The 20,981-nt window shown below is 59.5% G+C and carries 20 protein-coding genes; 13 read left to right on the top strand and 7 right to left on the bottom strand.

All coding sequences use genetic code 11. The annotated features are described in order from the left end of the window. The first annotated feature begins 13 nt into the window (after positions 1 to 13). Both fliP and ACXAIC_RS01600 read left to right on the top strand, forming a co-directional pair. Entirely contained in the window at positions 14 to 703 is a 690-nt protein-coding gene (fliP, locus tag ACXAIC_RS01605) for a flagellar type III secretion system pore protein FliP (protein WP_475173011.1), read from the top strand. A gap of 10 nt (positions 704 to 713) precedes the next feature. Beyond that, on the top strand, positions 714 to 1,106 hold the full coding sequence (locus ACXAIC_RS01600; protein ID WP_475172882.1) for a hypothetical protein: 393 nt from the start codon (positions 714 to 716) through the stop codon (positions 1,104 to 1,106). Between the two features lie 13 nt (positions 1,107 to 1,119). On the opposite strand, the gene ACXAIC_RS01595 is transcribed toward ACXAIC_RS01600, so the two are convergent. The 5 genes from ACXAIC_RS01595 to ACXAIC_RS01575 all read right to left on the bottom strand — a co-directional run bounded on the left by ACXAIC_RS01595 (position 1,120) and on the right by ACXAIC_RS01575 (position 8,826). Continuing rightward, complete coding sequence (locus tag ACXAIC_RS01595) at positions 1,120 to 5,595, bottom strand: tetratricopeptide repeat protein (RefSeq protein WP_475172880.1); 4,476 nt, start codon at positions 5,593 to 5,595, stop codon at positions 1,120 to 1,122. Between the two features lie 129 nt (positions 5,596 to 5,724). After that, positions 5,725 to 6,465: a MotE family protein gene (locus tag ACXAIC_RS01590; protein WP_475172878.1), complete on the bottom strand. Its 741-nt coding sequence runs from the start codon at positions 6,463 to 6,465 to the stop codon at positions 5,725 to 5,727. Further along, positions 6,462 to 7,076: a DUF6468 domain-containing protein gene (locus tag ACXAIC_RS01585; RefSeq protein ID WP_475172875.1), complete on the bottom strand. Its 615-nt coding sequence runs from the start codon at positions 7,074 to 7,076 to the stop codon at positions 6,462 to 6,464. Before ACXAIC_RS01585 ends, ACXAIC_RS01590 begins: the two co-directional genes overlap by 4 nt. Continuing rightward, positions 7,073 to 8,305: a flagellar motor switch protein FliM gene (fliM, locus tag ACXAIC_RS01580; RefSeq protein WP_475172872.1), complete on the bottom strand. Its 1,233-nt coding sequence runs from the start codon at positions 8,303 to 8,305 to the stop codon at positions 7,073 to 7,075. Before fliM ends, ACXAIC_RS01585 begins: the two co-directional genes overlap by 4 nt. Before the next feature lie 8 nt (positions 8,306 to 8,313). Further along, a complete protein-coding gene (locus ACXAIC_RS01575) occupies positions 8,314 to 8,826 on the bottom strand; it encodes a flagellar basal body-associated FliL family protein (RefSeq protein ID WP_475172870.1) in 513 nt (170 codons plus the stop codon). A 280-nt stretch (positions 8,827 to 9,106) separates the two neighbouring features. Here ACXAIC_RS01575 and flgF point away from each other — a divergent pair, with 280 nt between their 5' ends. From flgF to ACXAIC_RS01550, 5 genes are all read left to right on the top strand, one after another. Then, positions 9,107 to 9,847, top strand: coding sequence for a flagellar basal-body rod protein FlgF (gene flgF / locus ACXAIC_RS01570; RefSeq protein WP_475172868.1), 741 nt, complete (start codon positions 9,107 to 9,109; stop codon positions 9,845 to 9,847). 21 nt (positions 9,848 to 9,868) lie between these two features. Further along, positions 9,869 to 10,651 carry a flagellar basal-body rod protein FlgG gene (gene flgG, locus ACXAIC_RS01565; protein ID WP_475172865.1) on the top strand — a complete coding sequence of 261 codons (783 nt, stop codon included), beginning with the start codon at positions 9,869 to 9,871 and terminating at the stop codon, positions 10,649 to 10,651. Between the two features lie 14 nt (positions 10,652 to 10,665). Continuing rightward, the gene (gene flgA, locus ACXAIC_RS01560; protein ID WP_475172864.1) at positions 10,666 to 11,649 is read left to right on the top strand and encodes a flagellar basal body P-ring formation chaperone FlgA; all 984 of its coding nucleotides are present in this window, start codon (positions 10,666 to 10,668) and stop codon (positions 11,647 to 11,649) included. Further along, the gene (gene flgH, locus ACXAIC_RS01555; protein ID WP_475172858.1) at positions 11,649 to 12,398 is read left to right on the top strand and encodes a flagellar basal body L-ring protein FlgH; all 750 of its coding nucleotides are present in this window, start codon (positions 11,649 to 11,651) and stop codon (positions 12,396 to 12,398) included. Before flgA ends, flgH begins: the two co-directional genes overlap by 1 nt. 211 nt (positions 12,399 to 12,609) lie before the next feature. Next, entirely contained in the window at positions 12,610 to 13,416 is an 807-nt protein-coding gene (locus ACXAIC_RS01550) for a lytic murein transglycosylase (RefSeq protein WP_475172855.1), read from the top strand. 144 nt (positions 13,417 to 13,560) lie between these two features. On the opposite strand, the gene dksA is transcribed toward ACXAIC_RS01550, so the two are convergent. After that, positions 13,561 to 13,977 (bottom strand): RNA polymerase-binding protein DksA, encoded by a 417-nt coding sequence (gene dksA, locus ACXAIC_RS01545; RefSeq protein ID WP_475172853.1) that lies wholly within the window; start codon positions 13,975 to 13,977, stop codon positions 13,561 to 13,563. A 162-nt stretch (positions 13,978 to 14,139) separates the two neighbouring features. Then, complete coding sequence (locus ACXAIC_RS01540) at positions 14,140 to 14,565, bottom strand: flagellar assembly protein FliX (RefSeq protein WP_475172851.1); 426 nt, start codon at positions 14,563 to 14,565, stop codon at positions 14,140 to 14,142. Between the two features lie 332 nt (positions 14,566 to 14,897). On the opposite strand from ACXAIC_RS01540, the gene ACXAIC_RS01535 reads away from it, so the two are divergent. The 6 genes from ACXAIC_RS01535 (at position 14,898) to ACXAIC_RS01510 (ending at position 20,917) form a co-directional block, all read left to right on the top strand. Further along, positions 14,898 to 16,034 (top strand): flagellar basal body P-ring protein FlgI, encoded by a 1,137-nt coding sequence (locus tag ACXAIC_RS01535; protein WP_475172848.1) that lies wholly within the window; start codon positions 14,898 to 14,900, stop codon positions 16,032 to 16,034. After that, positions 16,034 to 16,345 carry a rod-binding protein gene (locus tag ACXAIC_RS01530; RefSeq protein ID WP_475172845.1) on the top strand — a complete coding sequence of 104 codons (312 nt, stop codon included), beginning with the start codon at positions 16,034 to 16,036 and terminating at the stop codon, positions 16,343 to 16,345. The genes ACXAIC_RS01535 and ACXAIC_RS01530 overlap by 1 nt, the downstream gene beginning before the upstream one ends. Then, positions 16,342 to 16,836: a flagellar protein FlgN gene (locus ACXAIC_RS01525; protein ID WP_475172843.1), complete on the top strand. Its 495-nt coding sequence runs from the start codon at positions 16,342 to 16,344 to the stop codon at positions 16,834 to 16,836. Before ACXAIC_RS01530 ends, ACXAIC_RS01525 begins: the two co-directional genes overlap by 4 nt. Positions 16,837 to 17,077: 241 nt before the next feature. After that, the gene (locus ACXAIC_RS01520; protein WP_475172840.1) at positions 17,078 to 17,473 is read left to right on the top strand and encodes a flagellar protein FlaG; all 396 of its coding nucleotides are present in this window, start codon (positions 17,078 to 17,080) and stop codon (positions 17,471 to 17,473) included. A 927-nt stretch (positions 17,474 to 18,400) separates the two neighbouring features. After that, positions 18,401 to 19,558, top strand: a complete 1,158-nt coding sequence (locus ACXAIC_RS01515; RefSeq protein WP_475172838.1) for a flagellin N-terminal helical domain-containing protein — start codon at positions 18,401 to 18,403, stop codon at positions 19,556 to 19,558. 201 nt (positions 19,559 to 19,759) lie between these two features. Further along, on the top strand, positions 19,760 to 20,917 hold the full coding sequence (locus tag ACXAIC_RS01510; protein WP_475172836.1) for a flagellin N-terminal helical domain-containing protein: 1,158 nt from the start codon (positions 19,760 to 19,762) through the stop codon (positions 20,915 to 20,917). Positions 20,918 to 20,981 lie beyond the last annotated feature (64 nt).

The raw sequence follows: 20,981 nt of genomic DNA, 5'->3' as shown, positions 1-20,981 counted from the left end.
TGTGCTCACGGTTATGGCAGGCGCTGCCTCTGCACAGGAAATCTCCGTTGGCTTTGGTGAAGATGCCAGCCTGACGGAACGGGCGGTCCAGCTTGTCATCCTTTTGACGGTGCTGTCGCTGGCCCCATCCATCCTGGTCATGGTGACCAGCTTCACGCGGATCGTCGTGGTGCTGTCCCTGCTGCGCTCGGCCATCGGCCTGCAGACGGCGCCGCCCAATATGGTGATGATCAGCCTCGCCCTGTTCCTGTCCGCCTTCATCATGATGCCGACCCTTCAGGAGTCATATGATGCCGGCGTGCAGCCGCTGATCGACGGCGATATCGAGTTCGATCAGGCCTATGAACAGGCCTCCGCCCCCTTCCGCACATTCATGCTCTCCCAGGTGCGGGAAAAGGATCTGGCGCTGTTTCAGGAGCTGTCCGGTGAGGACGCCCCCGAAGGACCGGAAGACCTGTCCATGGCGACACTGATCCCTGCCTTCATGATCTCCGAATTGCGCCGGGCCTTCGAGATCGGCTTTCTGCTTTATCTGCCGTTTCTGATCATCGACCTGGTCATCGCCTCGGTTCTGATGTCTATGGGTATGATGATGCTGCCTCCCGTGGTGATTTCGCTGCCCTTCAAATTGATCTTTTTTGTGCTTGTGGATGGTTGGAACCTGGTGGCTGGGTCCTTGGTCAAGAGTTTCGGCGGCGGATAGCCCAAATCGCGTGCAATCGTCGGCCATTGGCGATTTGGAAAGGGACGGCGATATCGAACTCGACGGGGTTCACTACTCCCGCCACGAAGCCAGCATTCAAATTGCCAATGGTGAAGTGTCCTTTGACGCCATCTTGCGCAAGCTGTTCGAAGATGCCCGCGTCGACGCCGCCATCTGGCTGATTGCCCGGAAGATCAATCAGGCCGATGACGTTGTGGCCGACACCCTGAGATCAGACGCCGATGGCGCCATCATGCGGCTAGTGCTGCAAACCGGTTTTGACGACAAGACCTACCGGGACTTCCTGAAAGCCCGCTGCGTCTGGCCGCCACAATTCCGCAAACACAATGTGGTGGACCCGGCGAAATCTCTGCTGTCAGGCCGCGAAAGGCAAAGCCGCTGAAAAGCGATGTGCTCTACCCGGCAGGTGCACCGTCCGCTGGGGCAGCCACGGCCTGATCGTCGGCAGCCTGATTCTCCGATGTCCGGTTAGGAGACATGTACTGGCGCCGGTATTCCTTAAGGAAAGTTTCCAGACTGTCCGTATCCGCCAGCCGGTTGGCAACTTCCAGGAATTCCACACCCTGGGATTCAATCGGACGTGTGACCACCTCAAAGGCCAGGGCTTCGGGACTGTTGGACATCTTGTTCAGGTATTTCGTTTGCAGCCGCTTCAGGCTGAGCTGATCGCCGGCAAGCGAATAGGCAATCCCGGAGCGCAGGATGTCCCGGCGTTCAAGCTCATCCAGCGGAATATTGTCGGACCAGCGCGACCCATGCATGGCTTCAAGCTGCTCGCCCGCATCCCTCCAGCTTTCAGCGGCCCAGAAAGTATCGGCCCGCAGCCGGTCCACATCAGACCCCCGCATGTTGCGCACCAGTTCCAGCGCCAGATCCGGCCGGCCACTTTCTGTCAGCGCCCGCGCTTCAACAATATTGCGCTGCCGCTCCAATGTGGACGGCAGGCTCGCCTGACGGGTCCGGTTCAGCACCCGGAGGGCTTCATCCGGTTTCCGGTCCATCAGATAGATTGCGGCAAGATCGGCGGCGATCTGGGCACGAGCAGCCCCTTTGAGCCGATTGTCGACCTGATGGCGCAGCAATTCCGTTGCCTGATCCAGAAGATCGACCTCCACCAGGCGCTTGGCCAGGAGCCGTACCATCTCGTCGCCCTGGCGCCCAATTGGCGTCAGTTCGCGGAAATCGTAAAAAAGGGACAGGGCCTTGATCGGCGGCATGTCATCGGCTTTGCCGTATAGGAACAGGGAATTGAACAAGCCGTTCATCTCCTCCTGCAACAAACGGGTCGTATCGGACTCAGGATCAGCTTGAACCGCAGATTTCATCGCCTCAAAGGCCTGCCGGTACTGGCCTTTTTCCGCATAAAGCTGCGCCAGGAAGCGTAAGGTCTTCAATTCGATCTCGTCGCCGCGCCATGCGGTGGCAAGACCCGCCAGCCGGTCGATGGCCTGATCTATGTTCAACTCGCCGTCCCGGTAGCGGATGCGTAAGGCACGATACTCGGCCTCGGCCGCCCGCGGCCGGTCATCGGACCGGGTTACCAGATCAAACACGGTCAGGGCTTCCTGGGACCGGCCGGAGGCATCGGCCACCCGGCCCCGCAGAATATCGTAGCGGGCCGCCTGCGCTTTGGTCACTTCGCTTGGCTCGATCTCTGCAAGAACTCCATTCGCGGCACCGAAATCATTCACCTCCACTAGCGCCTTGGCCGCCGCCAGTCTGAATTCTGTCTGGATCGCAGAGGGATAGTTGCCAATTACGGCACGCCCGCGCGGCATAGCGATCCGGGCCGGGGTCCAGTTGCCAAGAGCAACATCCACAATGGTCTGCCAGATCGCCGAATCCGGACTGTGTTTCAAATCAGGGCGGTTGAGGAACTTGTAAGCCTCTTCCGGGCGCCCTGCCAGGGTGTGGGCCGCCCCCACCATCAGATTAAACGAGGGATCTTCCGCCAGCGCCGGCTCTTCTTCCATAGCCAGATTCATCCAGCCGAGTGCCTCCTGCGCAAATTGCTGCGCCAGATAAAACCGGGCCAGATCGATCAGGGCATTGCGCCTTTTGCCGGCCGGCGCCCGCGCAAGCTTGTCCTGCAATTCCATCAGCCGGGAGCGGAAAGCTTCCGGCCCTTCCGCTTTCAGGGACACGAATTCAAGCTTACCTTCGTCCGGGTCAACGATAGTGTTGAAAGCACCGGTTCCGCCCCTCAAATGCTGGTTCGAAACGGCAAGCCCGCCATCCTTTTCAATGATGACGTCATTGCCGAGGATCTGCATATTGACCCCATCGGCCCGCGGCACAATGGCAATGCCCTGAGCAGAGCTCAGCGCTTCGAGATCCACGAAATTCTGGGACTTCAACAACCCACGGGGCGGTCCGAAACCGGTCACCAGAGAGATGGTGTCTCCGACAAACGGGTCCTCGATCTTGCGGATATTCTGGGGGGCCTTGTAGTAGACGCGCAAAACAGATTCGCCATCGCCCCGGATATTGCGCTCCAGACTGAGCGGCACCGATGGCTCCAGAACCATATCCCCGATGACCAGTGACCAGGCATTGCCGTCCACCCCGACAGTCGCCAGCAACGGGTCATTCATGTCGATCCGCAGGATCTGGTAGTCATCGAATTGTTGGACATCAATATGATCGGACATTTCAGCCAGCGCCGAGATCATGCCCCGGGTATCGATCGTGGCATCCGTATCAAACACCAGCCAGATACTGTTGTTGCGGCGAAAGACCGCGCTGGAAACCGGCTCGGAGAAGGGAAAAACGACCCGGACGGTCTTGCCGATCCGGCGCGCTTCCGCAGACACAAAATTGCGGACTTCATCGGCGAAGTTGTCCGGCGGCTGCTCCGGGGACGGCCTCCTGCCAAAGTCGGCCCCGCCTGTGGCCCGCCACACTTCCGGCACATCCGTTTCTGGCCGCTTGGGAAGCTGAATGGCCGCAGGAACACTGCTTCCGCCCAGGGACGGGGTCTCGTCGACCCGGACCGGCTGCCCCGCCTGCGCACCGGTTTGCGGGGCCTCAAGACTTGAGGCGGTCTGAGGGGTCAGCGTCGGAATGCCGTCAGTTGCACGCCCTGCCTTCTCGCCCCTGGAAGCCACAGGGGACGCAGACGTCTGCTTTGATAGGTCCAGCATCGGAGCCTGCCGGACCACTTCTTTCTCTTCAGGGGGCAGCTCGGTCAAAGGCATGGCGCCGGGATCAGCCTGCGCAACGGTGGTGACGGGCGGCGTTTCCTGGTGTGGCGCGGCCCGCGCAGCCACAGGCTCTGCCTCGGCCTCAGCCCCGGTCTGGGGCACAGCGGCGGTCAGAAGCTGATCTGCTTGCCGCTCCGACGGGACCAGCGCCGCCGCCTGCGGCGCCTCAGCTACCTCCGCCACTTCAGGAGCCGGAAGCGTTTCGACCGCCGAAGCGGTCTGTTCCAGATCAGTCTGTCCTGGTGTGACAGGGTCTTCCGGGAAAGGTTCTCCGGCCGCAGCTTCGGCCAGATTGACCGGTTCCGGCTCCGGTGGACCCTGAGCCTGCCGCGGTGGCTTGCGGCGCGGTGTCATGGCCGCCTCACTGCCTGCCCTTGTGCCCGCTAACTCCGGCTCCGCCTCAGGCACTGCCTGCTCCAGGTTCTGAGGCTGAACGGGCTGCTGCACCCCATTTTCCGGGGCAAGCTCTGCGGTTTGAGCTGTTGTCCCGGACGGGTTCTGTTGCGGGGCCAGCCGCGGCACCTGCTGGGCGGCCTGACCGGGTGCCTGTTCCGGCACAAGGCCAGCCCCTTCAGCCGGGTCCGGCGCCCGCGTGCTGTCTTTTTCGGCCATCCCACCGATCGGAACTGCGGTAAACGCGGCAGATTCGTCGGCCCGGGATTCCTTCAGAACGCCGGAAGAGGACCGGCCGCTCGGCACCGGCGGCAGCCCCCTCGGGTCTTCGACCTCACGGGTGTCCCTCAGGCCCGGGGCAGTGATCATGTTCTTGCGGTTCTCGTTGTCCGCAACGGAGAGTTCCTTGTTGATCAGCGCATTGGCCGGGTCATTGACTTCCATATTTTCCGGCGTCACATCGATCACATAGGTCTTTTCCTCCCGGAAAGCACGGATATCGACCGACGGCTCGACACGCATCAGGAATTTCAGCTTGCCCTTGTCCAGGAAGGAAGTCGCATCAATCACCCCCTGGGGCAAATGCGCCCGCAAATGGGAGATATCCAGCTGGGCCGGGTGATTGAAGGTCAGCTTGATGATGTCGTTTTCCCGCACGAAGGCCGTATCGAATTTGATCGACCAGTCGAACACGAGCCGGGTGAAGGTTGGATGCTCGCCCACATGCAAGGTCACTTCCGGGCCTTCCTGGGCCTTCAGGCGCGCCTGTTCCAGCGCCCGCACCTTGCGCATCGCCGCCTCGGCCCGTTTGGCCAGATCGCGCACCACATCATCGGGAAGCCCCGGCGGCAGCCCTTGCCAGTTCATCGGCAGAATATCGACAAACAGCTTTTCACCCGCTTCAAGCGTGTTGATCTGAAACTGGTTTTTCAGCGCGAAGCGGATGGCGCTGCCATCCGGGTCCCGCCGGGCAATCGTGACATAGTCTCCCAGTTCCAGCGGTACGTCATCGACATTGATATCGACTGGTTCCTCGAAGGAAATCCTCAAAACACCGCCGGTGATCACCGCATCATAGACCGGCAGCAAAGTGCGGTCCTTGAAGGTCAAGACGAGGCGGCCGTAGCCCTCTTCAGGCGACACTTGCAGGTCCACCGGCTCCAGCGTCTGGGCAGATGCCTGAGGGGGCAGACACGGAGCCAGAAACGCGCACAGAACCAGGGCCCGGACCAGAAAGATCCAAGCCCCCCACACGCGGCAGGCGCGGGCGGTCATACAGCTTGGTCTCAGTCTCGGGCCGGATGCCTGCAAGTCGATCTGTCCTTAGATGGCGCCAACACTCTATTTTAAGATAAGTGTCCTTAACGCGCCCTTACATATGCCTTTAAAACCGGACCAAACCGCCTAGTTTGACGGGATTTTCGGTAAGTTTTGCTGCGCCGGCGCCCGCGCCTGGACAGGACGGCCCGCGGACGCGCCATCCTTGTCGCTGCTGGCAATCGCGACCGTCAGCCGTTCTGCCGTCTCCGGAGACATTTTCGCCAGAATGGCAGCCATCTTCCGGGGTTTCATCTGGCGTACCACCTTGAGCAGGATCGGCAGGCTCAACCGGTTGAAGATGCGGGCCGCATCCTTTGGCTTCATGGTCTCATACATGGTCACGAGCCCAGCCACTTCCTGCTCTTCCTGTTTCTTCTTCTTGTCGACCGCTTCTTCGATCCGCTGCTCGAGCTTTTTCAGCTCATCAACACGCTTTTCGATGCGCTCCTCGGTCGCCTTAAGCAGCTTTTCCCTGAGATCCAGCTGACCTTCCTGCTGCTGCAGGGTCTCCCGCCGCTTGCCGAGGCTTTCCAGAACGGCGCGCTCCGCAGCCGATCCGCCGATTTCCAAAGAGGACGGCAGGACCGGAGGCTCACTGTCAGCCTCCTTTCCGTCCTGCGCACCATCTTTGGAAGCCGCCATGTCGGGAAGGTCTGCCGTAATTTCTTCACCTGCTGGCGCTGTCGCGTCCCCGGCAGCTTCCTGGGCGACTGCGCCCTTGATAGGAAGCGCGCTGTGGTTGGGGCCTATAGCGAGGCCGAGCAGCTTAAGGGCAAGCAAGGCGCTTGCCGAAATTCCCAACAATGGCAGCAGTCTCAAATTCATGCAGCAGCACCGTTTCGTCTGCGGAATTGCTCAAGCCGTGCTGTCGCCTCTGCCGCCGCACTGCGGATATCCGCGGCCCGGCTGGTGCGCTTGCGCTCCGGCTCATAAACAGGAGCCTGTTCATAGGACGGCGCCTGCGGTGCGGCCTGTTGCCGTTCAGCCTGTTGCGGAGCGGCCGGAGCATATTGACCTGACGGGCGCGCATAAGCCGGTTGTTCGGCCTGAGGCCTGACAGCATATGGATCGCTGCGCGGAGCCGGTTCCGGATGCTGGGACACGGACCGCGCAGCCTCTGCAATCTGGGAAATCCTGGTAAAGATTTTATCACCTTCGCCGATCTGATCAGCCAGAGTGTGCGACATGGTTTCCGCTTGCTTAAGACGGCCACCCAAAACCTTGTCCGCTTCCGACGCGGTGGTTTTCAGGCCCAGAATCGCCCGTTCGGCAATTTCCGTTGCTGTCATCAATTCAGAGATCGTTGCCCGCAGCACTTCTTCATCGGCCCGCAGCCGTTGCAGCCGCCGGTTCAGCATCCAGCAATACCCGATCGTGATCAGCAACAGCACCGAAACCAAGGCTTCAATGATCATCCCGATTGGCAAAGTGCTCATGGCTGCTCCATTTCGTTTTGCATGGCACGCTCAAACGCGGCCAGTGTCATCTTGGGTTTGCGCAAGTTCTTTGCAACGCGGATTGCAATGGAATCCTCCACCTTGCCGAGGGTCCCCTCGGTCAGTGGGACGTTCCCGCATTTGATGGTCACCGGATCGGCCGGATCAACGTCGAAGACCAGGGTCTGGCCGACATCAAGGCTCAGCACTCGGCTGAGCGGCAGATAGGTCTCATGCAGAACCGCGTCGACCGCGACCTCGGCCGCATGGATTTCACTGGCAAGGTGACCTTCCCAGATCGGATCCCGGCCGAATTTTTCCCCCATGAACATCTGAAGCAGCAGATCGCGGATCGGCTCCAGGGTTGCATAGGGCATCATGATCTCGACCGAGCCGCCCCGGTCTTCCATGTCGATGCGCAATTCCACCAGGATCGCCGCATTGGCCGGACGGGAAATCGCGGCAAAGCGCGGGTTCGTCTCCAGGCGTTCCAGATTGAAATGAACCGGCGACAGCGGTGCAAAGGCCTGTTCGGCGTCCTGCAGGATGAGCGAAACCATCTGCTGGACAAGGCCGGTTTCAATGGTCGTATAAGGACGCCCTTCAACACGCACGGCCGAGATACCACGCCCGCCGCCCAGAAGAACGTCGATGATGGAATAAATCAGACTGGATTCAACGGTAATCAGACCGAAACCGTCCCATTCTTCTGCCTTGAACACCCCCAGGATGGCCGGCAGCGGAATGGAATTCAGATAATCTCCAAAACGCACGGAGCTGATGGAATCCAGCGACACCTCCACATTGTCAGAGGTGAAGTTGCGCAAGGACGTCGTGGTCAGGCGCACCAGCCGGTCGAAGACGATTTCGAGCATCGGCAGACGCTCATAGGAAACCATCGCCGAATTGATCAGCGCCCGGATCCCGCTCTGGTCACCGGCAATCGTATCCTCGATGTTGAAGCCGAGGAGGTTGTCAATTTCCTCCTGGTTCAGGACACGGTCGGCCCCACGGGTCGCGTTTTCAAGGTCGGGCTCACTGTCATCGATCATGGCCGCCCATTGCGCAGCCATATCGTCGGAGCTTCCCGCCCCCTGCTCTTCTAGGGCAGCCCCCCAGGCCGCGGCCAGGTCGTCATCTTCGTCCCCAGCGCCTTGCTCAGCCAGGGCAGCTCCCCAGGCGTCGGCCATGTCCTCTTCGGACAGATCATCGTCGTCGACGTCAGCCATGCATCATGTCACTGCACAAGGATTTCCTTGAACAGAACCCCTTCTACCTTAGCCGGATAGACCGACATGTTGATCCGTCTGAGCAATTCTTCCTTCAGGCGGAACAAACCGGCAGACCCTTCCAGGTCCGCAGGGCGCAACTCTCGCAAATAGATCTGGAACGCATCCAGGATACGCGGCAGGAACGGCTGGATCTGATCGATCATTGCCCGGTTCTCAACCTCCAGGGCGATGCGTACCTTCAGATAGGTTGTCCGCCCTTCCGTGGCCAGATTGACGGTCATTTCCGGCAGGTCGTAAAAAACGACCGGCTTTTGAACCTCGGCCGGCGCCTCACCATCTCCCAGCGCAGGCATCGGAGCGTCCGAGCCCATCAGGAAATAATAAGCAGCCCCGCCTGCGGCGAGCAGGACAACAAGTCCGATCCCACCAAACAGAAACAGCTTTTTCTTTCCGCCTCCTGCGGCGCCATCAGCCCCTTCTTCGGCTTCATCACCGGCAGCAGTGCTTTCATCAGCCATTCCGCACTCCGCATTAAAACAACGCCCGCGCGCGTTATTTATTACTAAAGAGTTAATGGTTAACGAATGGTTACCGCCCCATTAACGCGAGTCACCGGGCAAAAATTGCCAAGTGGTTAACTTCTGCCGGAATCTCTTGCCGCGCGCATCCTCCCCCTTTCGTTTTTACCCAGATTTCCCAAGGATTTAAAAACTGGCATGCCCCGTGCATTAACCATAACCGAGCCCGCAGGTCTGGGGAGACCGGACGGCTCATCGGGGAGCAAAAGGAACCGTTCATATGGAGAACGCACAGCTTATTGGCTTGTCACGGCAGACCGCCCTGCGGAATCAGCTGGATGTCGTCGCCAACAACATGGCGAACATCAACACGGCTGGCTTCAAGTCGCAGAACCTGCTGTTTGAGGAATATCTGATGCCGGTCGCCGAAGCGACCGAGTTTGAGGCACAAGACCGGACCCTGTCCTATGTGCTGGACTATCAGACGCATACCGACTTTGAAAATGGCAGCTTCAAGATGACCGGCAACGAGCTGGACATGGCCCTTGAAGGAGAAGGCTTCTTCGTCGTCCAGATGGATGACGGCACCGAGGCCTATACCCGCAACGGCGCCTTTCATCTGGACGCCAATGGCCAGCTGGTCACCTCTGAAGGACGGCCGGTCCTCACATCTGCCGGTCCGCTGACCTTCAGCCGGGAAGATGGCCAGATCCAGATCGCGTCTGATGGCACCATCGCCACAGATCTCGGCATTCGCGGCCAGGTGCGCATTGCCAGTTTCGAAGATCCGCAGGCCCTCCAGAAACTGGGGGAGACGGCCTTTACCGGTGAGAACCCCCTTGTCCCGGCCAATACCAAAGTCGTTCAGGGCGCTCTGGAACAGTCCAACGTGGATGGCGTCTTTGAAGTCACGCGCCTGATTGAAATCACAAGATCATACGAATCCGTGTCGAAGATGCTGAAGGATGCCAATGAACTGCGCCAGCAGGCCATCGCCACACTCGGACAGATCAAGACCTGACGGCTTTAGGGAACCAAGACCATGAAAGCACTCCAGATCGCCGCGACCGGCATGAAGGCGCAGGAAATTAACGTTGAAGTCATCTCGAACAACGTTGCCAATATGCGCACGACGGGATTCAAGAAACAGCGGGCGGATTTTCAGGATCTGCTTTATCAGAACCTGCGCCGCATGGGTACGGAAACCTCCGATGCGGGCACGATCGTGCCGACCGGTGTTCAGATCGGCTCCGGTGTGAAACTGGCCTCCACGACCCGGATCATGTCCCAGGGTTCGCTGGAGCAGACGGACGATCCTCTGGATATGGCCATTCGCGGCGAAGGCTTTTTCCAGATCGACCTGCCGGACGGACGCACAGGCTATACAAGGGACGGCTCGTTCGAGCGGGACGCGGATGGCCAGCTGGTGACCGTCGATGGCTATCCGGTCAATCCGGGCATCACCATTCCGGAAAACATTCAGGATCTGACGGTCGCCAATGACGGCACGGTTCAGGGCGTGGACGACACGGGCGCCACACAGGAACTTGGCCAGGTTCAACTTGCGCGGTTCGTGAACAAGGCCGGCCTTGAAGCCATCGGCGACAACCTCTTCCTGGAAACCGACGCCAGCGGGGCCGCCGAGACCGGCAATCCGGATGACAACGGCTTCGGCAGCGTCCAGCAGTATTTCCTGGAGATGTCCAACGTCGATGCGGTGACCGAGATCTCCGATCTGATTGCCGCCCAACGCGCCTATGAAATGAATTCGCAGATCATCCAGGCCGCCGATGAGATGTATTCCACCACGACCAACCTGCGCTGATCAGGGGGCTTGAAATGATGAAGACTTTTCTGAAATCCGCCCTCGGCCTGGCCTTGTTGGCCCTGGCCGGCAGCCCGGCAGCCGCTGGAGATCCGCCGGTACTGCGCTCACAGGTCATGACCCTGTCGGACATTGTCACCGTTGGCGACTTCTATTCCAATTCAGGCGCATTTGCGGCCAAACCGCTGTTCCGCTCACCGGACATGGGCACCTCTGGCAATGTGCCCGCCAGCCTTGTTGCCGAGCGCGCCCGGGCGGCGGGCCTGGACAGCGCAGGAACCGACGGTCTCAGAACCGTCGTTGTCCACCGGGGCGCTGCCAAATTCGAACGCGACCAGCTGGCCGGGCTTGTACGCAAGGCTCTGGTAGAACGCCACGCAGGCCTTCAGCCGGAGAACCTTGACATCAAATTGCTGCAAGCCCCGGACCGGGTGCTCGCAGATCCGAGCGTTGAGGAGCCCATACGGGTCACCTCCGTCGACTGGTCCGACGCCAGCGGCAATTTTGTTCTCCGGGCCACGGTGGCCGTTGAGACAGGCACCCGGCAGCTCACTTTGACCGGCATCGCCCAGGAAATGACGGAAGTGCTCGCCCTCGCTCAGCCCCTGCGCCGAGGAGACATTCTGCGGGAAGACGACCTGACCACGATCCGCATGGCCAGGGCCCGTGTCCCCTCAAGCGCCGTCACCCGCGCGCAGGAGATTGTCGGCAAGGAAGCGACCACGAATATCCGCTCCAATTCCCCCCTCTCCCGCAGAACCTTTCAGCGTCCGGTTCTTATCAGCCGTGGGGACAAGGTCACCGTCACATTCGACATGCCGGGCCTGAAGCTCACCTCGCGGGCCAAGGCGCTTGACAGCGGCGCCAAAGGCGACGTGATCGACGTGATGAACCTGCAATCCCGGCGCGTTGTGCCGGCAACTGTCGTCTCCCGCGGTCGAGTACGCGTTCACACCGCAAGCCCCCTTGTCGCCAGCCTGAACAGCGAGACCAACTGATGCCGTTTTCTCTTACAAGCAAAGTGCTGACCAGCCTGACCCTGGCGGCTCTGGCCGCAGGCTGCGGCACGGCTGACCAGCTCGCCCAAGTGGGCAAGCAGCCCGCCCTCAATGCCATCCAGGACCCGACCACCACACCGGGATACCGGCCCGTGCAAATGCCCATGCCGGAACCGCAACAGGCGCATTACAATCCGAACTCCCTCTGGCAGTCGGGCAGCCGCGCCTTCTTCAAGGACCAGCGGGCCAGCCAGGTGGGTGACATCCTGACGGTTGTGGTCACCATCGATGATGAAGCCCAGTTCGACAACAGCACAGAGCGCAGCCGCACAGAATCAAGCGGCGCTGGCGTCGGCGGTGCGGTTGGCACGGCTATCGACACGATCTTCATGCCCGCAGGCATGGCCGCCAGCGATCTTGGCAGCGTCAACAGCAATTCCAGCTTCCAGGGCGAAGGCAAGGTTGACCGGGAAGAAAACCTGCAGACCACCATCGCGGCCGTCGTGACCCAGGTACTGCCCAACGGCAATCTGGTTATCGAAGGGCGGCAGGAAGTCCGGGTGAATTTCGAAATCCGCGAGCTGATCGTCGCCGGGATCGTGCGGCCTGAGGACATCACCGCCAACAACCGCATTGCCAGCGAGCAGATCGCAGAAGCGCGCATCGGCTATGGCGGCCGCGGCCAGATCACCACGGTTCAACAACCGCGCGTTGGCAATCAGGTGATGGACATTCTCCTGCCCTTCTGACCGCGTCTCTTTTTCAGTCCCCCGGCCAGCTGCAGGCCAAGTGTTCTAGAAGCTTTTCCTGCAGCGGCTGATGACGGGCACGGCATCTCGCTCCCCGAGTGCCGTGCCCGTTCTCTTTTGTGATCAGCCGATTTGCAAAGAAGATATGCCGTTGCGGAATTTCGGACTAAACTGAGCCCCGGATCAAATTTGCCCCTTGCCCGGAGGTTTCATGCGCCGTCTGCTTGCATCCGCCATTTGCTTATGTCTTGTCTCGGCCGGACCCGCCGCAGCAGCCAGCTGCGGCAACGGGCCGGACGGGTTCCAAGCCTGGAAACAGGCCTTTGTCGAAAGCGCGCCCCGGTACAAGCTCAAGACCCGTACGGTCCGCAACGCGCTTCAGAACGTGACCTACAATTCCAAGGTTGTCCGCCTCGACCGGAATCAGAAATCCTTCAAACTGAGCTTCAAGCAATTTTATGCAAAGCGGGTCAATACAGCGATGATCCGCAAGGGGCAAAGGCTCGGCCAGACCTACCGACGGCTCTTCAGCCGGATCGAGCGGAAATATGGTGTTCCGGCACCGGTCATTCTGGCCATCTGGGGCCTTGAAACCAATTTTGGCGGCTATACCGGCAACATGCCGGTCCTCCAGTCCCTCGCCACCCTTGCCTATGATTGCCGCCGGTCCGCATTTTTCACCAATGAGCTGATCAATGCGCTGATCATCGTGCAGCGGCGCGACATGGCCCCGGCTGACATGCGCGGCGCCTGGGCCGGTGAAATCGGCCAGACCCAGTTTCTGGCCTCGTCCTATGTCAAATACGCCGTCGACTTCGACCGGGACGGCCGCCGGGATCTGATCCGCTCCATCCCCGATGTCCTGGCATCCACGGCAAACTACCTGCAGAAAAAAGGCTGGCGCAGCGGTCAGCCCTGGGGGCCCGGAACCGCGAATTACCGGGTTCTGAAGGAATGGAACAAGGCCAGCGTCTACGTGCAGACCATTTCGGTCATGGCCGAGAAAATCGGCAATTGAGGTTGCCCGGTTCCTCCCCGGAGCAGCCGGACGCCACCTGCCACCTGTCCCCCCCGCCCGGACCAAGAAAAAAGCCTTCCCGGGCGGGAAGGCTGAAAAAGTTCTCGGACGCCCCGGGCGGGCACGCCAGCCGTTTTTTGGAAATCAGTCGTCGCGATACACCTTTTCGCGGCGTTCATGGGCTTCCTGGGCCTCGATCGACAAGGTGGCGATCGGTCTGGCTTCCAGACGCCTGAGCGAGATCGGCTCGCCAGTCTCTTCGCAATAGCCATAACTCCCATCTGCAATCCGCTCCAGAGCGTCATCGATCTTCGAGATCAACTTGCGCTGGCGGTCCCGTGCCCGCAGCTCAATCGAGCGGTCCGTCTCAGAGGACGCGCGGTCGGCAAAATCAGGATGGTTCTGGCTTTCTTCCTGAAGGTTGGTGAGCGTTTCCTTGCTCTCCTTCAGAATGTCGTCTTTCCACGCAAGCAGCTTGTTTCGGAAATATTCACGCTGCCTGTCATTCATGAACGGCTCGTCTTCCGAGGGTCGATAGTCAGACTCAATTTCAACCGTCATCGATAGCTCCGGATTACCGTTTGGCCGGGCGCAATATATAGCCGGTTCCGCCAGCCGACAACGGTTCATTTCTGAAAAACAGCATTAAAGAAACGTCATATCTTTCAATTCGTTGCGTAAGATTGGGGTCGTTTTACTGCGATTTTCCGCAATTTGCGGCAATCACGGATCCACGAAACGCCCAAGCTTCGCAAGCTCCACCTTCACGCGCAATTCAATCTCTTCGAGCACCGAATCAACCCGCTCATCGCCACTGCTCTGGCGGTTCTCCACCTGCCGGGCCAAGGCCTCCAGCCGGTCCTCAGATACCACCCCGGCCAGCAGGTCCGCCCGGATGCTCTCCAGAGAATCCAGCAGCGTATGGCCGTGCCGGGCCGCCTTGGTGCGGCGGGCCTCCCGCTCATCAACTTCCTGCAGCGCCAGCAGAGCGTCCATCCCCTGAATGGAGGGTCCGCCTGCGGTTTGAGCCGAGTGAGATACGTCGCCCCCGAGATCCGGTGCAAATTCCTGGGAGCCGGAGGACACCCGCTTCTTACCGCCCTTGCTGCCCTGAACGCCGGTAATCGGTTTGTTGCCTGTAATGCGCATGTCTTGTTCCACCTTGCCCGACATCGTTGGGTCTTGCCGGAGTTTTTGCCGAACTGCGCCGCCCGTTGTCAGAAATTGCCCCGAAGGGTAAATGAGTCCTTGCAGGGCAGGCAATATTTGCCGCTCCGGAAAAAGGTTTCATTAACTTAAATCCTCATCTTCCCGGCGCCAAGCTGCAAGTTTACGGGTTTTTCGGCCGAATGCTGCCATTTTTAAAAAAAGACGGCTGCGCCTCACCAAACTGGCACGCCTCTCGCATTCTGCATGCTGCATTCTCTTGAGCCGGCGCATGGCCGGTTCGAAAAACTGGGCTGGAACAGGCGATGCGACACATGAGTGATGTTCATACTTCTTGGCTGGCAGGGCTGTGCCGTCTTGCGGTCCTGGCCACCGTTGCGCTGGGGGGCGGGCTGACAAGCGCCCAGGCGGCCTCCCGCATCAAGGACATCGCCGATTTCGAAGGCATCCGGGAAAACCAGCTGATCGGTTACGGCCTTGTGGTCGGCCTGAACGGCACCGGTGATTCCCTCAACAACACGCCCTTCACCCAGCAGAGCCTTCAGGCCATGCTGGAACGGCTCGGTGTCAACACCCGCAACATCTCGCTGAACACGAACACGGTGGCCGCGGTGATGGTGACCGCCAACCTGCCACCCTTTGCCACCCAGGGCACGCGCATTGATGTGAATGTCAGCGCACTCGGCGACGCCGATTCCCTGCAGGGCGGCACGCTGCTGGTCACGCCGCTGGTTGGCGCGGATGGAGAGGTCTATTCCATTGCCCAGGGCTCCGTTGCCATTGGCGGGTTTTCCGCGCAGGCAGACGCCGCCTCCGTGGTGCGCGGAGTTCCCACCGCCGGGCGGATCGCAAATGGCGGCCTGGTCGAGCGGGAACTGGACTTCAAGCTGGCCTCCCTCACCACCTTGCGCCTGGCCCTGCGCAATCCGGACCTGACCACGGCCCGGCGCGTAGCCCTGTCCATCAACGAGCTGATCGGCCTGCCCACCGCCGAGCCCCTGGATCCGGGCACCGTACAGCTGGACCTGCCCCAGCAGTATGACGGCAACATCGTCGACCTCCTGACCGACATCGAACAGCTGATTGTCGAGCCGGATCTGGCCGCCCGAATCGTCATCGACGAAAACTCCGGGATCATCGTCATGGGCCAGGAAGTAAAAGTTTCCATGGTCGCAATTGCCCAGGGCAATCTCACCGTGACAATTGCAGAATCTCCCCAGGTGTCCCAGCCCCTGCCTTTTGCTGACAATGGCGAGACAGTTGTGGTTCCGCGTTCGGAAGTTTCTGTGAACGAGGACGGCTCCAAACTTGCGATCGTGCCGCAGACGATCACACTGAAACAGCTCGTCGACGGGCTGAATGCGCTGGGCATCGGCCCGCGCGACATGATCTCCATCCTGCAGGCCATCAAGGCTGCAGGGGCACTGCAAGCAGAAATCGAGGTGCTGTGATGCTCAACGCTGTTGCTCCGGTCACCAGCCAACCCAATCCGATGGATTCGCTGCGCGGCGTGAACACGTCAGACAAATCGAGCATGCGGGCCGCAGCAGAAGAGTTTGAAGCCGTGTTCCTGAACACGATGCTGCAGAACATGTTCACCGGCCTTCAGGAAGGCGGCACCTGGGGCGGCGGCACCGGCTCAGACGCCTGGCAGAGCTTTCTGATCGACGAATATGCCCATTCAATTTCTGAAGCAGGTGGTATTGGCCTCGCCGACAGTGTCGAGCGGGAGCTGATCGCCCTGCAGGAGGGATCAAGATGACCGCCCAGACGAGCCCCCACACGTTTCCCTTTTCCCTGGACCGGCCCACCAGCAAGCAGGAAGCCGAGGCCTTCTGCTCGGCCCTGTCCGGAACCATGGAGGCCCTTCTGTCGGTCATCGAGATGGAAACAGATCTTGTGCGCTCCGGAAGGCTGAAGGAAGCCGGAGACCTGCAGCCAGACAAGGCCCGGCTCATCCATGAATATACCAAGGGCATGATGACCGCGAAGGAACATGCCGTTGCGCTTGGCAACCTCTCACCAGCCGCCACCCAGTCCCTGCGCCGCCAGCACGGTGAGTTCCAGCCGGTCCTCAGGATCAATCTTGCCGTCCTGTCAACGGCACGGGATGTGGCCAATTCCCTCGTCTCAACGGTGGCGAAGGCCGCCGGCGCCAAGAACGCCAATGCGCCAACCACCTATGGCCGCACCGGCTCAGCACCAAACGGACCGCACTCAGCTCACGGTATCGCGGTGAACCATTCCCTCTGACCCTTTCCCGGTAAGTTTCTAGAAAACGGCTCCTTTTCGAAGGGGCCTTTTTCCGTTATGGTCCAGAGCTGTCCCCGCAGCGGCTCAGGCGCCTTTTTTATCTTCGGGACAGCCAGCGCGAATCATCTGAAAATAAAAGCGCCTACACATCAAATCCTAATCATTTCGTTAAGAAACGATTCATTCCCCTACGTTATATTCAACAATATACGGGACTGTAATGCGTACCCCGGAGGATGAGATGTTGGATACGGGAATTGCCCGGCCGCCATCGCCGACCTACACGGCGATCACGCCGGTAGCGCGGGCCCCGGAAAAGAACGAGCCCGCCGCGAATACTGATTTGCCGGTCGAAGACACAGTCAAACCGGCTGAGGAAACAAGCGAAGACACGCGGGCGGCCAATAACAGCCGCGAGTCAAAGTCGCTATTTGAAACAGTGGCTCCGCAACTGGAACGCCGCAACGTGGTGGATCCTGAAAGCGACAGCGTTGTCTATACAGCAACGAACACCGATACCGGTGAGGTTGTGCGGCAGGTACCGAGCGAGACTTTGCGGCGCCTGCGGGCCTATACCAAGTCCATCGAGACACAGACAGCCCAGACCACAACCGCCAATTTCCAGCGGACCGCCTAAACCCAAGCGCAGTTGCTCACGACCCATTTGACCGCGCTTGGAGAGGCCTCGGCCAAAAGCGCGCCGCAGGTCGATACGGGGTCTCGGGCCAGACGTGCGACAACGTCGCGAGCCTCTCCGAGCGCGGCCTCCGGTGCCCCAATTCCTGACAACGGACGCCGTTGCACCGCCTATCCGGTCAATCAGACCAGGTCGCGCGATACGCTTGGAGCGTGTCGCGTTTTTCCGGATTAAAACTGCTTTGTCTTTTGCGTTGAAATCTCTGATTTCAGGCAGCAAAAGGTAAAGCGGCCTGAAACCGGGCGAACGCGGTCCGTGCCTGCAAAAACCCGGGCGCAATCCCGCGGTCGAGCGGCGCCCTCCCATACCGCCCCTTCCCCTCAAAAGGCCGGCGCCCTGCCCGAGTGCAGGACATTCTTGCTCAGGGCCGTAGCCCCCCCCAAGCCTCACCTCATGCCCCATCGGCAGAAGGGCCCGCTGAGCCTTCCGGCCAGGCTGAGAGCCCAAACGGCCGCCTTGCAAAAAGACAGGAAGTTGTAACGGGACAGGGCTGGAAACCAGACCTGCGCCAGCGCATGCTTTGCCTGATGCACCACATTCAGGGGCCCGCGACGGACCGCACCTGACCAACCACATCGCCCAACCGTACTTTTCCTAAAGTTAGCCACCCCGAAGAACCCGGTCCACCCCCCTGCTTTAGTTGCAAATGCGGCAAGAAAGCTTATTTATAGTTGCGGCAAAAGGCGACTTAAAACATTGATTTTAAACAAATTAACCAATTAACCAAATATATTTACGATCTTGATTCATAAGTACTTTAGGTTAAGTCGTAATAACCAAATAAATTAGCAGTTAATACAATGTCACGAGACAGAGTTCATCTGTCATTCAGGAAGAATGGCGTCTTAGAACAGAAGGAACTCTGTAATGGCAGGAATTACTCTTTCGAGCGCCGTGCGCACGAACCTCAACTCCCTACAGGCCACGTCCGAGCTAATGAGCTCGGTCCAGGAACGGCTTTCGACAGGCAAGAAGGTCAATTCGGCTCTCGACAATCCGAACTCGTTTTTTACGGCCAAGGGCCTGGAGAACCGTGCGGGCGATCTGTCGACCCTGCTGGATGACATGGGCCAGTCGGTCCAGACCCTGAAAGCAGCGGACAAGGGCATCGAGGCCATCTCCGATCTCGTGGATTCTGCAAAAGCGAAGGCCAACCAGGCCCAGCAAACCTCCAGCCAGTCCGAGCGCAACCAGTATGCCAAGGAATATAACGAGCTGCTGACGCAGATCGAGGATCTGGCCAAGGACGCCGGCTATAAGGGCAAGAACCTGCTCGGCGGAACGGGCAACGACCTGTCGGTGACCTTCAACGAAGATGGCACGTCCTCTCTGTCCATCTCTTCGGTTGACTATACCGACACGACCCTGTCCACCGGTCTGAACCTGTCCGATCTTACGGAAGCCACTTCCGGCACCTCCGCGATCACACTCACCAACGGCACAGCGACAACCTCGCTGACCGCTGGCAGCCTGCTGACGGCTGATTCTGAGTTCACTGCAGGCGATACCCTGACCTTCACCGATGCCAATGGCACGGAGCTGGCCACGCTTGAGGTGACGGCAACCACCACGGTTTCCGATCTGGAATCGGCCATTGATGGCATTGACGGTGCCAGCGCTGCACTGTCCAGCGGCACGCTGACCACCACGTCGGATTTCAAGCTGTCGATCAGTTCCGACAACACGGCATTCAACTCAAATGCCGCGTTGACCACAAACGGCACGGATTCAAGCTTTGCAACCGACTCGTCAATCGACAGCACGATCAGCTCATTGAAGTCAGCCCAGGACACCTTGCGTTCGCAGGCGTCCACATTCGGGACCAACCTGTCCATCGTGGAAAACCGTCAGGACTTCACCAATGCCCTGATCAACACGCTGGAAGAAGGCGCCGGAAAGCTGACCCTTGCGGACACCAACGAGGAAGGCGCGAACCTTCTGGCTCTGCAGACCCAGCAGACCCTCGCCTCCACCTCCCTGTCCCTGGCAGCCCAGGCGGACCAGAACGTGCTGCGGCTCTTCTAAGAGCTCAAGTGCGGATCGCAAGGTCCGAACAAAATCTGAAAAGCGGCAGCTTAGTCTGCCGCTTTTCCTTTCGTTACAAAGCATTAAGGTTAAATGACGCTAACCATCTTTCTTTAGGGCCTGTTATCAGATTCAGCCGTTTCATCATCCCCGGATCCAGGAAGGGTCCTTGTAAATCGTATTCCTAGAAGGGAAACTCAAATGGGTGATGTAACTCTGTCGAGCGCAGTGCGCTCGAACCTTAATGCTCTCCAGTCCACATCTCAGTTGATGAGCTCCGTGCAGGAAAAACTTGCTACGGGCAAGAAGGTCAATTCGGCTCTCGACAATCCGAATTCTTTCTTCACAGCAAAGGGCCTGGAAAACCGGTCAAGTGACCTGTCCAACCTGCTTGATGACATGGGCCAGTCGGTCCAGACCCTGAAAGCAGCGGACAAGGGGATTGAGGCCATCTCCGATCTCGTTGACGCCGCCAAGGCAAAGGCCAACCAGGCCCAGCAGAGCTCCAGCCAGTCCGAGCGTAACAAATACGCAAAGGAATATAACGAGCTGCTGACGCAGATCGAAGATATCGCCAAGGATTCCGGCTATAAGGGCAAGAACCTGCTCGGCGGCACGGGCAACGACCTGTCGGTGACCTTCAACGAAGATGGCAGCTCATCCCTGTCCATCTCTTCGGTTGACTATACCGACACGACCCTGTCCACCGGTCTGAACCTGTCCGATCTGACTGAAGCTACCTCCGGCACCTCCGCGATCACGCTCACCAACGGCACAGCGACAACCTCGCTGACCGCTGGCAGCCTGCTGACGGCTGATTCTGAATTCACTGCAGGCGATACCCTGACCTTCACCGATGCCAATGGCACGGAGCTGGCCACGCTTGAGGTGACGGCAACCACCACGGTTTCCGATCTGGAATCGGCCATTGACGGCATTGACGGTGCCAGCGCTGCACTGTCCAGCGGCACGCTGACCACCACGTCGGATTTCAAGCTGTCGATCAGTTCCGACAACACGGCATTCAACTCAAATGCTGCGTTGACCACAAACGGCACGGATTCCAGCTTTGCAACCGACTCGTCAATCGAAAGCACGCTGACCAACCTGAAGTCAGCCCAGGACACCTTGCGTTCGCAGGCGTCTACATTCGGTACCAACCTGTCCATCGTGGAAAACCGTCAGGACTTCACAACGTCCCTGATCAACACGCTGGAAGAAGGCGCCGGAAAGCTGACCCTTGCGGACACCAACGAGGAAGGCGCGAACCTTCTGGCTCTGCAGACCCAGCAGTCCCTCGCCTCCACCTCCCTGTCCCTGGCAGCCCAGGCGGACCAGAACGTGCTGCGGCTCTTCTAAAGAGCGCACCACACACTCCAAAGCATCGAAGAAGGCGGGCTCAGGCCCGCCTTTTTTGTAACCT

This window comes from Roseibium sp. AWQ4_254, from assembly GCF_056161025.1.
The sequence above is the reverse complement of the archived record's forward strand: the minus strand, read 5'-3'. Positions and strand labels throughout refer to the sequence as shown.

Coding starts and splice junctions, on each gene's coding strand:
- flgF (WP_475172868.1), top strand. CDS start 9,107: ATGGAGAACGCACAGCTTATTGGCTTGTCACGGCAGACCGCCCTGCGG.
- ACXAIC_RS01525 (WP_475172843.1), top strand. CDS start 16,342: ATGACCGCCCAGACGAGCCCCCACACGTTTCCCTTTTCCCTGGACCGG.
- ACXAIC_RS01510 (WP_475172836.1), top strand. CDS start 19,760: ATGGGTGATGTAACTCTGTCGAGCGCAGTGCGCTCGAACCTTAATGCT.
- flgA (WP_475172864.1), top strand. CDS start 10,666: ATGATGAAGACTTTTCTGAAATCCGCCCTCGGCCTGGCCTTGTTGGCC.
- fliM (WP_475172872.1), bottom strand. CDS start 8,305: ATGGCTGACGTCGACGACGATGATCTGTCCGAAGAGGACATGGCCGAC.
- ACXAIC_RS01595 (WP_475172880.1), bottom strand. CDS start 5,595: ATGACCGCCCGCGCCTGCCGCGTGTGGGGGGCTTGGATCTTTCTGGTC.
- ACXAIC_RS01550 (WP_475172855.1), top strand. CDS start 12,610: ATGCGCCGTCTGCTTGCATCCGCCATTTGCTTATGTCTTGTCTCGGCC.
- ACXAIC_RS01585 (WP_475172875.1), bottom strand. CDS start 7,076: ATGAGCACTTTGCCAATCGGGATGATCATTGAAGCCTTGGTTTCGGTG.
- ACXAIC_RS01535 (WP_475172848.1), top strand. CDS start 14,898: ATGAGTGATGTTCATACTTCTTGGCTGGCAGGGCTGTGCCGTCTTGCG.
- ACXAIC_RS01520 (WP_475172840.1), top strand. CDS start 17,078: ATGTTGGATACGGGAATTGCCCGGCCGCCATCGCCGACCTACACGGCG.
- ACXAIC_RS01530 (WP_475172845.1), top strand. CDS start 16,034: ATGCTCAACGCTGTTGCTCCGGTCACCAGCCAACCCAATCCGATGGAT.
- ACXAIC_RS01575 (WP_475172870.1), bottom strand. CDS start 8,826: ATGGCTGATGAAAGCACTGCTGCCGGTGATGAAGCCGAAGAAGGGGCT.
- flgH (WP_475172858.1), top strand. CDS start 11,649: ATGCCGTTTTCTCTTACAAGCAAAGTGCTGACCAGCCTGACCCTGGCG.
- fliP (WP_475173011.1), top strand. CDS start 14: ATGGCAGGCGCTGCCTCTGCACAGGAAATCTCCGTTGGCTTTGGTGAA.
- ACXAIC_RS01515 (WP_475172838.1), top strand. CDS start 18,401: ATGGCAGGAATTACTCTTTCGAGCGCCGTGCGCACGAACCTCAACTCC.
- dksA (WP_475172853.1), bottom strand. CDS start 13,977: ATGACGGTTGAAATTGAGTCTGACTATCGACCCTCGGAAGACGAGCCG.
- ACXAIC_RS01540 (WP_475172851.1), bottom strand. CDS start 14,565: ATGCGCATTACAGGCAACAAACCGATTACCGGCGTTCAGGGCAGCAAG.
- ACXAIC_RS01590 (WP_475172878.1), bottom strand. CDS start 6,465: ATGAATTTGAGACTGCTGCCATTGTTGGGAATTTCGGCAAGCGCCTTG.
- flgG (WP_475172865.1), top strand. CDS start 9,869: ATGAAAGCACTCCAGATCGCCGCGACCGGCATGAAGGCGCAGGAAATT.